The sequence below is a fragment of the Rothia santali genome, from assembly GCF_024199905.1.
In the GTDB taxonomy this organism is placed as follows: Bacteria; Actinomycetota; Actinomycetes; order Actinomycetales; family Micrococcaceae; genus Rothia; species Rothia santali.
Window position 1 is genome coordinate 1 of sequence record NZ_JANAFB010000019.1, and the last position, 12,110, is coordinate 12,110.

Here is a 12,110-nt window from a genome sequence, read left to right on the forward strand (position 1 = left end):
AGATGTGTATAGGGGCCGGGGCACGACGTCGCGGATCGCCCGCCGCGCCTGCCTCACCACGTCCAGGGCCTCCCGCTCCTCGGCCGGGAGGACGCCCCACGCGGCGGCGAAGCGCTGGCGCCCGGTGTCGGTCAGGGCGTCCGCGTGCGCCAGGACCCACTCGCCCCAGTCGCGCCAGGCCTCCGCGGCCTGGGTCACGCGGAAGGCCTCGGCCCAGTCGTCGAGGTGGCGCTCCAGCCCGGTGGAGACCTCCTCCAGCACGACGGCGCCCGCGGCCCGGGCGGCGTCGAGCTCGCGCAGCAGCGCCTCGGCGACCTCCGGGGCGGCCTCCGCCAGCAGGGCCCGGTCCACCAGGACCCTGCGGATCGGGGCGGCGTCGGGGGTCGCGTCAGTGGCGGCGGCGACCAGCGCGGTCGTGACCGCGGCGAGCGAGCCGGCGTCGCGGGTCATCCAGCCGACCGTGTCGTAGGAGCCCGCGAGCGGCAGGAGGCCGTCCCGCGGGATCAGGCCGTGGGTCGTGCGCAGCCCGAACAGGCCCTGGTAGGAGGCGGGGACGCGGATCGAGCCGCCGGTGTCCGTGCCCAGGCCGACCTCCGCCAGCCCCGCCGCCACCGCCGATGCCGAGCCGGAGGAGGAGCCGCCCGGGATGCGCCGCGGGTCCAGGCCGTTGGGAGGGGTCCCGTAGGCCTGGTTGCGCCCGGCGAGCGAGTAGGCGAACTCGTCGGTGTGCGCGATGCCCTCGGGACGCGCCCCGGCCGCCGCGAGCGCCTCGACCGCCCACGCGGAGACCGGCTCCGCGGGGGCCTCGGCGAGGTAGGCGGGGTTGCCGGCGCCCACCCGCTGCCCGGCCACCGCGTAGAGGTCCTTGACCGCGACCCGCAGGCCCGCGAGCGCGGCGCCGGCCGCGGGCGGGGCGCCCACGGGTCGAGGAGGAGCCGGGCAGCTCGCTCGGGGCGACCCGCCAGATGCGGGCCAGGGCGTCGTCATCGGCGGAGGGCGCCGCGGCCCCGGGTGCGGCGGGAAGTGCCCCGGTGCGGCCAGCGGATCCGCGGGGGCCGGCGCGGAGGCGCGCACCGGCGCGGCCAGGGCGCCGGCCAGGCCCAGGCCCAGCGCGGCTCCGAGCGCGCGGCGCCGGCTCGGCGAGGGGGCGAGGAACGCGGTTCCGGGGGTGCGCGAGGCGGCACCCGAGGTCCGGGAGGCGGCGCCAATGGCGCGGGAGACGGCGTCGGGGGTCCGGAGGGTCTCGGGGGTCTGCGTCATGGGGCGGGGCCTTTCGGTGCGGCGGGGAGGTCGGGGACGGCGCGGGAAGCGTAGGAGGCGCAGAGTGCGGGAGGTCCGGGAAGCGCGAGGTCCGGGAGGCGCAGAGTGCAGGAGATGCGGGAAGCGCAGGAGGGAGAGGGCGCGCCGGGCGCGGCTCAGGCGAAGTCGGCCTTGTGGATCAGCCCGTGCACCCCGGTGGTCCGGTCCACGACCTGGGAGAGGGCGAAGTCGGCGGCCGCGGAGAGGTAGGCGTAGGCCATGCCGCGCTCGATCCCGCGGTCGTGCTCCAGGAAGTCCAGGGCGTTGACCACGGCCCGGCGCATCGCGACGTTCAGGTCCGTGTTCTGCTCCGGCCCGGCCGCGCCGTCGGGATCGGACAGGCCCGTGGGGATCCAGTACTCCTCGGTCTCGCCGAAGGGGTAGGAGTGGGCCACCGAGGGGGCATCGCCGGAGCCCCTCTTGCACACGGTCAGGCGGAAGGTCCCGCGCAGCGAGCCCTCGACGGCGGTCAGGGCCACCTCGCCGTCGCCCATCGCCAGGTGCGGGTCCCCCGTGTAGAACAGGGCGCCCTCGGCGCTGACGGGCAGGTACAGCGCGGAGCCGACGCCGAGGTGGCGGATGTCGATGTTCCCGCCGCCCAGGGTGGGCGGGATCGAGTTCGCGGCCGGGTCCGTCAGGCCCGGGGCGTCGGCCGAGGCGACGCCCATCATCCCGAAGAAGGGGCGCAGCGGGAAGGACAGGCTGGTCCCGCCGCTGCGCATGACCCCGCGGTCCCCCTCCACGGCGGTGAAGACCGAGAGGTTGCCGTAGTCCAGCGGGTCGGCGGCGTCGCGCCCGTCCAGGGCCACCGGGGGCATGACCTCGTCCTCGCCGATCCCGGCCGGCGGCGCGCCGTCCTTCCCGACCCCGAGCGCGCCCTTGCCGTGCCGGGAGGACACGACGCCGTAGGGCACGCGCGGCCGGGCGTCGAGCGTCTCGACCTTGAGCACGTCCCCCGGCTCCGCGCCCTCGACGGCGACGGGCCCGGTCACCACGTGCGGCCCGTCGAGGTCGAAGTCGCGCGGGGTGCGGGTGTAGCCGGCCGCGATCCCGGCGGCGTCGAGCAGGACCTCGTCCTGGGCGACGCCGTGCCCGGCGAAGTAGGCGTGCGGGTCCCGCCCCTGGTCCTCCATGATGCCCTCGTGGGAGACGGCGTCGATGGTCACGGTCTCGCCCGAGCGGACGGTGAGCACGGGGCTGGCGTGGACCGTAGGGACGTAGCCCCACAGGACCTGGTCCAGCTCGCTGGTCAGGTAGTGCTGGCCGAGGATCTCGCCGGTGTGGGGTTGGAGGATCCCGGGGGCCGCGCCCGAGGCCGCCGGTGCGCCCGAGGCGGCCCCGCCGGGTGCGGAGGCCACGGCCGCGCCGGAGCAGCCCGTGAGCGCCCCCGCCGCGCCCAGGCCCACCGCGGCCTGGAGGAACCGGCGCCGGCCGAGCCCGCGGATCAGGGAGGAGGCGGCGTCGGCGCCGAGGTCGCGGTGGTCGGTCAGCTGCGGCATGGGGCGGGGCCTTTCGGACGGTGCGAGGGTGACACACCCATCAGACCGTCAGGCCGTCTCGCCCCCGATTCGGGGCGGTAACCGGGGAGTTAACTCACCCGCCCCGCGGTGACACCCGTGTTACATCTCCAGCTCGGAGAGCACCTCGTAGGCGTCGGTCGCGAGGCTCACGTGCTCCTGCCCGTCCTGGCCGCTCGCGCGCAGCACGTCGTGGGCCAGCAGGGAGACCAGGGTCATCGGGGCCGCGTAGTCGTCGAAGGCGCCCGGGGAGTCGATCGGGCACTCCAGGAACGTCCCGGCCCGGGCCCCGGCGGCGCGCGCCGAGGGGTCGCCGATCAGGGCCACGCGCAGCTCGTGCTCGACGCAGAAGTCGAGGTAGCGCTCGAACCGGGCCGGGCGGCGTCGGAACCCGATGAACAGGACGAGGGCGTCGGGGCCCAGGAAGGGCAGCCGGTCGCCCAGGGACTGGCCCGGGAGCGGCAGCAGGTCCACGCGGTTGCGGGTCTGGGCCAGCTGGTTGCGCAGGTGCATGGCCACCGGGTAGCTGTTGCGGAAGCCGATGAGGTGCACGCTCGGCGCGGTGGCCAGGGCCTCGACCAGGGTCGTGTACTCCGGGGTGGCCACGGTGCGGTTGAGCGAGCGCAGGTGCTCCTGCGCCGCGGCGATCCCGGACGGCCCGTCGGTGCCCTCGCTGTAGACGGGCACGCCGCGGCCGCGCAGGCTGCGCGCCCGGTTCCTGACCTCGGCGAAGGAGGCGAAGCCCAGGCGCCGGTACAGCCGGGAGACCGTGGGCCGGGAGACCCCGGCGAGCTCCGCGATCTCGGCGGAGCTGTAGATCGCGAAGTCGTCGAGACGGTCGAGGATCACGTCCGCGGCGCGCCGCTCCTGCGGACCGAGCTTGTCGTAGTTCTCGCGGATGCTCGTGTCGATGGAGTTCTCTTGCATGGGGTCTCCTCGCAGGGGTGCGGCGCGGCCGCGGTGGGACGGACCGGGCGACGACGCCGCCGCGGCGGGGGGCGCCTGCCGCGGCGGGTCCGCGCGGGTGCCGGGGCCGCTCAGGCGGCGTCGGCGGCGATCCGGTCGATGGCGGTTTCCAGCGCGTCCAGGGCGCGGGCGACGTCGTCGTGCCGGACCGACTCGCCCGGGTTGTGGCTGATGCCGTCGAGGCAGCGGGTGAACAGCATGGCCATGGGGACGACCTCGGCGATGGCCATCGCGTCGTGGCCGGCCTTGGAGTACAGCTCCATGGGGTCCTCGTCGCCGGTCGCGACGATGCCGGCCTTCATGGCCTCCATGAGCGCCGGGTCGCAGAGCGCGCCCGAGGCCCGGTGGTGCTCGTGGACCGAGACCTGGAGGTCGCGCTCGAGGCAGATGGACTGCAGCTCGGCGATCATCTCGTCGTAGGCGGCGTCGCGCTCCTCGTCGGTGGCCGCGCGCAGGTCGATGCTGAACTCGACCTTGCCCGGGACGACGTTGATCGCGCCGTCGACGACCGTGAGCTCGCCGACCGTGACGATCACGCCGCGCTCCTGCCCGATCCGGTCGATCGCGATGACCGCGTGGCTCGAGCCGATCAGGGCGTCCTTGCGGCGGCCGTACGGGGTGCCGCCGGCGTGGCCGGCCTCGCCGATCACGGTGACGGTCATGCGGCGGGCGCCGGCGATCGAGGTGACCAGGCCCAGGGCCTTGTCGGCGTCCTGCAGGTACGGGCCCTGCTCGATGTGCGCCTCGAGGTAGCCCACGGTCTGCTCCGGGTCCAGCGCGGCGTCGTACACCCGGTCCGGGTCCAGGCCGAACTCCTCCATGGCCTTGCGCAGGGTGACGCCCTGGGCGTCCTTGAGCTCGAACCAGTCCGGGTCCCAGGTGCCGGCCATGGCTCGGGAGCCGAGCAGGGTCGCGCCGAAGCGGACGCCCTCCTCGTCGCCGTAGGCCAGGACCTCGAGGGCGAAGGGCAGGGGCTCCTCGCGCTCGGCGAAGCGGGAGGCGACCTCGATCGCCGCGGTCACGCCGAGGATGCCGTCGTACTTGCCGGCGTCGGGCACGGTGTCCAGGTGCGAGCCCAGGTAGAGCACGGGGGCGTCCGGGGTGGCGCCGGCCAGCCGGCCGCGGAGGGTCCCGGCCTCGTCCACGCGGGTCTTCAGGCCGGCGGCGCGCATCCACTGCGCGGCCAGGCGGTTGTGCGCCTTGTGCTGCGTGGTGAGGTAGGTGCGCTCGATACCGTGGTCCATGGCGGAGATCAGCGCGACCTCGTCGCAGCGGGCCATGACGCGGCGGGCGCCGTCCTGCCCCGCGCCGGCCCCGGGCGGGACGGTGCCGGTGGCGGTGCGCTGCCGGCGGGCGCCGGCGAGCTCGGAGTTCGCGGGGTCTGGGTCATGGGGATTGTCCTTCTCGACGGTGGATGGTGGCCGGCGGGTCGGGCCCGGCCCCGCCGGCGCGGGGGTGCCGCGGAGGGGCTGGGCTCGGACCGGCGTCCGCCGGGGCGGAGGGCCCCGGCCCGGCCGCCCTGCTCGGAGCGCAGGGGGCCGGGACCGGTGCCCGCCCGGGTGCGGGAGGGCTCTAGCGCAGCCCGGCGTCCGCGTAGATCTCGAGGGCCGCGCCGACGCCGCCGCCGGCGACGACGGACTGGCCCGCCAGGCGCAGCTGCGACTCGATGGCCGAGAGCGTGGTGAGCACGGCGTCGGGGCGGGCGTTGTAGCCCATGGTCCCCACGCGCCACACCTTGCCGTGCAGCGGGCCGAAGGAGGTGCCGATCTCGATGCCGAAGTTCTGCAGCAGGCCGTTGCGCACGGCGTCGCCGTCCAGGCCCTCCGGGATGTAGACGGCCACGACGTTGTTCATCCGGTGCGCCTGGTCGCCGAAGCGCTGCAGGCCCAGCCCGTCCAGGCCGGCAGCCATGGCGGCGCCGTTGACGCGGTGGCGCTCGACGGCCTCGGCCATGCCCTCCTCGCCCAGCAGGCGGGCGCACTCGCGGGCGGCGTAGAGCATCGAGGTGGCCTCGGTGTGGTGGTTCAGGCGCTGCGGTCCCCAGTAGTCGAGGATCATGCCGAGGTCGAAGTAGTTCGAGGCGATGCGCTCGCCGCGCTCCGCCTCGTCCTCCGAGGCGATGCCCGCCTCGACGTGCTTGCGGGAGCGGATGACCTCGACCGCGCGCTCGGAGAGCGTGATCGGCGAGGAGCCGGAGGGGCCGGCGAGGCACTTCTGCAGGCCGGCGGTCGCGGCGTCGATGCCCCACTCGTCGACCAGCAGGGTGTTGCCGCCGATCGAGGCGGTCACGTCAGTGTAGAGCAGCGCGCCGTAGCGGTGGCACAGCTCGCCCAGGCCCTCCAGGGGCTGGTTCATGGTGGTCGAGGTGTCGCCCTGGACCATCGCGACGACGTCGGGTCGGTGCTCCTTGAGCGCGTCCTCGATCTCCTCGGGGGTGAAGACCTCGCCCCAGGGGCGGTGGATGGTGACGACGTCGGCGCCCACGCGCTCGCCGATCTCCTGCAGCAGCAGGCCGAAGCGGCCGAAGACCGGGACCAGGACCTTCTGGCCCGGGACGACGAGCGAGACCAGGGCGGCCTCGATGCCGGCGCGGGAGGTGCCGTCCACCAGCATGGTGGCCTCGTTGCGGGTCTGGAAGACCTCGCGGTAGAGGCCCATGGTCTCGTTCATGTACTCGGTCATCGAGGGGTCGTACTGGCCGACCAGCGCCGCGGACATCGCGCGGGTCACGCGGGGGTCGGCGTTGATGGGGCCGGGGCCCATGAGCAGGCGGGTGGGCGGGTTGATCTGAGCGGCAGCGGTCACTGCGGGCACCTTTCGGTCGTGGGCGCGGCGTCGCGGGAGGGGCTGCCCGCCCGCGGCGGACGAGTCCGCGGCGGGGAACGGGGCGAGCGCCCTGTCCTCGACGTGCGATCCGCGCGATGGATCTTCCCTCAGCCTACTGAGGGCACGCTACTTGGATATTACCCGTATGTAACACTTATGTTTCAGAGAGAGTCGCTTCCTGAAACTATGATTTCACTAACACCGGGGCCGCCGCCCGTCCCTGCCCCGCGCCCTCTCAGACCTGCGCCTCGCGCCCCGAGAGCACGGGCCCCCGCCACGAGGTCTCCCGGAAGTGCTCCTCGGTCTCGGCCTCGGGGCGGCAGGTGTTGGTCATCTCCCCGATCCCCTCGATCCGCGTGGTCACCCGGTGGCCCTCCTTGAGCCAGAACCGGCGGGGGCGCTTGGACATCCCCACCCCGGCGGGGGTGCCGCACGCAATGACGTCGCCCGGCTCCAGCGACATGAACCGGCTGACGTAGGAGACGATCTGCGCGGGCGTGAAGATCATGTCCGCCGTGGTCCCGGACTGCATGACCTCGCCGTCCACCAGGCACTCGATCCGCAGCCCCGCGACGGGGTCCACCTCGTCCCGGGAGACCACCGCCGGGCCGAAGGGCGTGGTGTGGTCCCAGTTCTTGCCCTGGAACCACTCGCTGGTCCGCCCCTGCCAGTCCCGCACGGAGACGTCGTTGAGCAGCGTGTACCCGGCGATCGACCGCAGCGCCTGCTCCTCGTCGGCCCGGCGCACGTGCCGGCCAATCACCACGCACAGCTCGGCCTCGTAGTCGACCTTCGTGGACTCCTCCGGCAGGGCGATGGGGTCCTCGGGGCCCACCAGAGCGTTGCGGAACTTGGCGAAGACGCTGGGGTACTCGGGGATCTCGGCGCCCACCTCGGCGGCGTGGTCGTGGTAGTTCAGCCCGATGCACAGGATCTTGCCGGGCATGACCGGCATGACGTCGGTGATGGACCGGGGGTGCTCGGGGGACTCGACGCCGGCGCCCGCGTAGTACCGCGCCTGCGCCTCGACGTCGCCGCCGGCGAAGAGCTCGCCGTCCAGGACGCTGGCGGCCCCCACCTCGCGCAGGTAGCGGCGTCGGCCCTCGACCTCCACCCAGGTGTAGATCCCGGTGTGCTGCTCGAGCATGCTCTCGACGAAGGCGCGTCCTAGTCTCATGGTCTCCCCGGCCTCGATGGTGGATCTTGCGCTCCAGATTACAGGCTGAGCAGGCTCCAGGCGCCCGTGTTGCGGTGCCGCTCGAGCTCCATCGTGATCAGCTCCGCCTCCGCCGGCGGCCGACGACGCCGCGCGCCCCCGGGCCGCTCCGGGGCCACCTGGACCCGCCAGATCTCCCGGTCCACCAGGTGCGGGCACAACCCCCTCGGGGCCCGGGCGACCTCCTCCCACCAGGAGCGCCGCTCGTACCAGCGCACCGGGTCCGCGGCGACGCGGTACCGGCGCCCCTCGAGCTCCACCCGCAGGGGCTGCCCGGAGGAGGTGGTGGCGACCAGCGCCGGCCCCTCGGCCATCCGACGATCCGACATCTCGCGCCCTCCGCTCTTCGAACTGATGTTCGAAGACTAGAGGGGCGGACTGACAGAATAAGACCGCCGCTCAGCCCCTCCGGGCCACCGTGACCACGCTGCCGGAGGGCGCCCCCTCCGCCCCGGCCCAGCCGGCGAGGACGCGGACGTCCTCCGCCCCGGCCTCCCGCGCGCAGCGGGCGACGAAGTCCCGGGGCGTCAGCCGGACCCTCTCGAGGAAGGCGTCCACCGGGCCGCGCGCGTCCCCGATCTCGTAGGACATCTCGAGCACGTCCGCCTCGGGGAGCCTGGCCCGTAGGGAGGCCGTGTGGACCCCGTCCCGCATGCCCATCTCCCCCAGCCCGGTCCACGACGTCGTCAGCGAGCGCGCCCAGAAGTCCCGGTCGTAGTTCTCCACGACGAGGAGCCCGCCGGCCCCGACGTGACGCAGCATGCCGGCCACGGCCTCCGCCTGGACCGCGGGGTCCGGGAGGCAGGCGAGGCCGCCCAGGACGCAGTAGGCGAGGTCGTACCCCCGCAGCCCGGTGTCCTCGGCCATGCTCGTGCGCCGGGTCCGGACGCGCTCGCCGAACCCGGCCTCGCGGGCCTTGGCCTCGAAGGCCCCCAGCATGCGCGGCGAGATGTCCACGCCCGTCACGCTCCACCCGCGCCGGAGCATCGGCAGCGCCACGCGCCCCGAGCCGACGCCGAACTCGATCGCGCTCCCGGGGGCCGGGAGGGCGCCGTCGAGGAAGCCCACCGTCTCCTCGGCGGTCGCCTCGGGGAACAGCTGGTCGTACCAGGCGCCCAGGCCGGCGTCGTACACCTCGTGGTACATCGGGTCCTCTCGTCGCGTCGTCGTGCGGCTACAGCCGGTGCTCGTCGGAGACGATGAGCACCCGGGGCGCGTCCTCCTCGAGGAACCCGTCCGTCTCGATCAGGCTGAACTGGAAGGAGGAGCAGCTCGCGAAGGACTCCTCCCCGCGCACCCGGCGGGCGCAGTAGTCCACCAGGGCGTGGAAGGCCGGCAGCGTCCTGACGCTGTCCTCGTCCTCGTAGGGGAAGGACTGCACGAGCTGGGAGAAGATGTCGTACAGGGACTTCTCGGCCCGCTTGCGGGGGCTCCAGAGCACGCTCGCCGGGCCCCGCGAGGCGAAGGGGTGGACGTCGACCCAGTCCGTGACCTCCCCGGTCCCCGCGACCCGGCCCCGGGCGAAGAGCCGCAGGTCGTAGGTCGCCGGGTGGGGGGCGAAGAACTTCCAGTTGGGGATCAGGGACAGGTAGTCGCGGCTCCTGATGCGGGAGAACTGCAGCGCGGGGATCTGGGAGGCAGCGCTGGCCGCGAGCCAGGCCCCCGCGACCCAGGGCACCGCGGCCAGCAGCCGGGAGGGACCCGCGGCCCCGTGCGTTCCGTCGGCCATGGCCTATCCTTCCGTCCCGCGCCGGGGCAGGTCGGCGACGATCCGCGCGACCTGCCGGGCGTACTTGGCCTTGCTGAAGATCGAGTGGTGCGCCGCGCCGGGGACGACGACGTGCCCCGCGCCCCCCAGCTCCCGGTGGAGGGGCTCCATCTCCCGGCCCGCCTGCAGGCCGCGGCCGGCCGAGACGACGGTGTTCCGCGCCGTCCCCGCCGCCGGGATCGACGACGCCGAGGTCCTGCCCGCGAAGGCGCCCCGGATCAGCTCCCACTCGCGGAGCACGTTGCGCCAGTGCCTCCTGGAGCGGTACTTCCGCAGCGCCCGCCGCCTCAGCCCGGCCGGGATCGAGGCGAAGGACAGGGGCGGGACCATGAGCATGGACAGCCCCCAGCGCACGGGCCGGGTGACGCCCCAGACGAAGTCCTCGAGCTGGGGCACGTTCGCGGCCTGCGCGGGGCTGGAGACGAACTGGTCGGGGTGGGTGGGGTCCAGCCCCACGGAGCGCAGGCGCCCCGACTCCCCCAGGCAGGCCGCCCGGCGGGCGATCTCCCCGCCGAGGGAGTGGCCCATCACGACGGCGTCCTCGACGCCCCGCTCCCGCGCGACCCACTCGAGGAACTCGGCCGTGTCCCGGGCGACGAGGTCGAGGATCTCCTCGTGCGGCAGGCCGGCCCGGCGGGCGCGCTCGACGAGCCGGGCGACGTCGCGGTCGTGGGTCACGACGCCGAGGCCCTCGGCGAGGAGGAAGTCCCTCACGTAGTGCCACTCCTCGGCCAGGCCGCCCCATCCGTTCTCCAGCAGGACGAGCCGCTCCGCGCCCGCCGCGCCGTGGACCCGGTAGCGGAAGCGCATCCCGTTCCGGGCGCGGTACTCCCGGCCCCCGGCGGCCTCCTCGCGCTCCGCGAGCCGGTCGTTGACCGCCGAGTAGAGCAGGCTGGCGCCGTAGATCGCGCCCACGGCGGCCAGCCCCTTGAGGGCCACCTCCCGCAGCTCGCCGTCGGTGCCGCGCTCCACCTGGTCCAGCGCCCACGCCTGGTAGGGGTGCAGGGCGCCGAAGGCGAAGACGAACCGCCAGAGCCCCATCGCCGGCCCGTTGGCGAGGTGGAAGAACGCGGAGACCCCCAGCAGGACCCGCGCCGCCGGGCGCGGCACGAGGTAGATGACCGGGTAGGAGATCTCCCACAGCAGCGTCGCGTAGGTGGCCAGCCGCCCCGCGGCGGGCCGGCCCGCGATGAGCCCGTAGACGCGCCGGTTGCCGTAGGAGCGGGTCCTGAGCACGCGCGGCACGGCGGTCCCCTCGCGCCACTCGTGCCCCCAGGCCTTGGCCACCCCGGAGAAGAAGTAGGACGAGGCCAGGTGCAGGGCGCCGGTGGACAGGACGTAGCGCCGCAGCCGGTCGTCCGGGGCGAGCCGGTAGAGGCAGTTGAGGGCGTGGGTGATGATGGAGACCTGGTCGGCGCCGTCTCCCCCCAGCCTGATGTTGCGGGAGTTCGCCAGCTGGGCTGCCACCGAGACGGCCGAGAGCGCGCCGCGCAGCAGCTCGCCCCGGCGCCCCCGGGGCTCGGATCCCCCGCACAGCTGCAGCGCGTTGGCCGCCGCCTGGACCAGGCCGGGGGCGTTGCGCCGGAGCACCCGCCGGGCCCGCCGTCCCCGGGACTCCGGCGCGGGCCGGGCGGTCTCGGGCGGGCGGAGGATCCTGCCCGTGGGGTCGTCGCCGCGGGGGACGAGGATGCGGTCGTCCGAGGTGAGGTCGGTGAAGATGCTCTCCAGCGGGCTGACGACGCAGATGACGGCGCCGATCTTCTCCGACAGGGACACTTCTCGGGAGCCGCTCATGGGAGGTCCGCCGTTCGCTCTGACGGGGCGGCGGTGCGGGAGCTCCCGCACCGCCGCCCCGGCTGGTGGTGACTGCGGCCGGGGCGACGCCCCGGCCGGACGGGCCTAGCCCTTGGGCTCCCCGAACGCGCCGTTCTGGGTCGCCGCGCCGAACGCCGCGCCCAGCCAGAAGGCCAGGCCCGGGGTCGCGAGGACGGGGTCCTGGTTGTTCTCCGCCGGGAGGTCCGGGCGGCCGGCCCGTTCCCGGCGCAGGGCCTCGGGGGCCCGGTCGGAGTTGAGCAGATCAGACAGTGCGTCCATGGTGTTCTCTCCTGGTCGGGTTCTCAGCGGTCTCGGATGTCTCGGCGGCCTCGGATTTCTTGATGGCCTCGGGTGCTCACCAGTCGTTGGCGGCCATGCACACGACCTGGCCGACGACCATCCCGCCGGCCCAGAAGGCCGGGGTGGCGAGCACGACGTCGGACTGCTCGTCGTGGAAGCAGCGGAGGGCGGTCTCCGACATGGGGGCCGAGGACAGCGCCTCGTTGACCTGGGCGGTGAGGTTCTGCATGGGTCCGGTCCTCTCGTCGTCATCACGTCCAGCCTTGTCTACGGAGGATCATACCGATCTGAGACCGCATGCCAACCGGCTCGGCGCGATCCGCGGGGGGTCGATCCATCAGGGCACATACGATCTACGACGATGGTCTGATCACCGCGCGCCGGGGAACACGAAAGGCCCCCG

The 12,110-nt window shown here is 74.3% G+C and carries 11 protein-coding genes and 1 pseudogene; all 12 read right to left on the minus strand.

The annotated features are described in order from the left end of the window. Window positions 1–1,260: amidase family protein (locus tag NBM05_RS08875; protein ID WP_254166627.1), on the minus strand; the 1,260-nt coding region annotated here is incomplete at its 3' end. Between the two features lie 155 nt (window positions 1,261–1,415). After that, complete coding sequence (locus NBM05_RS08880; RefSeq protein ID WP_254166629.1) at window positions 1,416–2,798, minus strand: acetamidase/formamidase family protein; 1,383 nt, start codon at window positions 2,796–2,798, stop codon at window positions 1,416–1,418. 120 nt (window positions 2,799–2,918) lie between these two features. Next, window positions 2,919–3,743: a MurR/RpiR family transcriptional regulator gene (locus tag NBM05_RS08885; RefSeq protein WP_254166630.1), complete on the minus strand. Its 825-nt coding sequence runs from the start codon at window positions 3,741–3,743 to the stop codon at window positions 2,919–2,921. A 110-nt stretch (window positions 3,744–3,853) separates the two neighbouring features. After that, a pseudogene (locus tag NBM05_RS08890) lies at window positions 3,854–5,068 on the minus strand (allantoate amidohydrolase); the annotation flags it as partial. A gap of 286 nt (window positions 5,069–5,354) precedes the next feature. Next, on the minus strand, window positions 5,355–6,587 hold the full coding sequence (pucG, locus tag NBM05_RS08895; protein WP_254166632.1) for a pyridoxal-phosphate-dependent aminotransferase family protein: 1,233 nt from the start codon (window positions 6,585–6,587) through the stop codon (window positions 5,355–5,357). A 256-nt stretch (window positions 6,588–6,843) separates the two neighbouring features. Then, window positions 6,844–7,785, minus strand: coding sequence for a fumarylacetoacetate hydrolase family protein (locus NBM05_RS08900; RefSeq protein WP_254166633.1), 942 nt, complete (start codon window positions 7,783–7,785; stop codon window positions 6,844–6,846). 38 nt (window positions 7,786–7,823) lie between these two features. Further along, window positions 7,824–8,138 (minus strand): hypothetical protein, encoded by a 315-nt coding sequence (locus NBM05_RS08905; protein WP_254166634.1) that lies wholly within the window; start codon window positions 8,136–8,138, stop codon window positions 7,824–7,826. 85 nt (window positions 8,139–8,223) lie between these two features. Then, window positions 8,224–8,970 (minus strand): class I SAM-dependent methyltransferase, encoded by a 747-nt coding sequence (locus tag NBM05_RS08910; protein WP_254166635.1) that lies wholly within the window; start codon window positions 8,968–8,970, stop codon window positions 8,224–8,226. A gap of 28 nt (window positions 8,971–8,998) precedes the next feature. Next, a complete protein-coding gene (locus NBM05_RS08915; RefSeq protein WP_254166637.1) occupies window positions 8,999–9,553 on the minus strand; it encodes a hypothetical protein in 555 nt (184 codons plus the stop codon). Between the two features lie 3 nt (window positions 9,554–9,556). Then, window positions 9,557–11,386, minus strand: coding sequence for a hypothetical protein (locus NBM05_RS08920; protein ID WP_254166639.1), 1,830 nt, complete (start codon window positions 11,384–11,386; stop codon window positions 9,557–9,559). Window positions 11,387–11,491: 105 nt separating this feature from the next. Beyond that, window positions 11,492–11,686, minus strand: coding sequence for a hypothetical protein (locus NBM05_RS08925; RefSeq protein WP_254166640.1), 195 nt, complete (start codon window positions 11,684–11,686; stop codon window positions 11,492–11,494). 76 nt (window positions 11,687–11,762) lie between these two features. After that, a complete protein-coding gene (locus NBM05_RS08930; protein ID WP_254166641.1) occupies window positions 11,763–11,936 on the minus strand; it encodes a hypothetical protein in 174 nt (57 codons plus the stop codon). Between the last annotated feature and the right edge of the window lie 174 nt (window positions 11,937–12,110).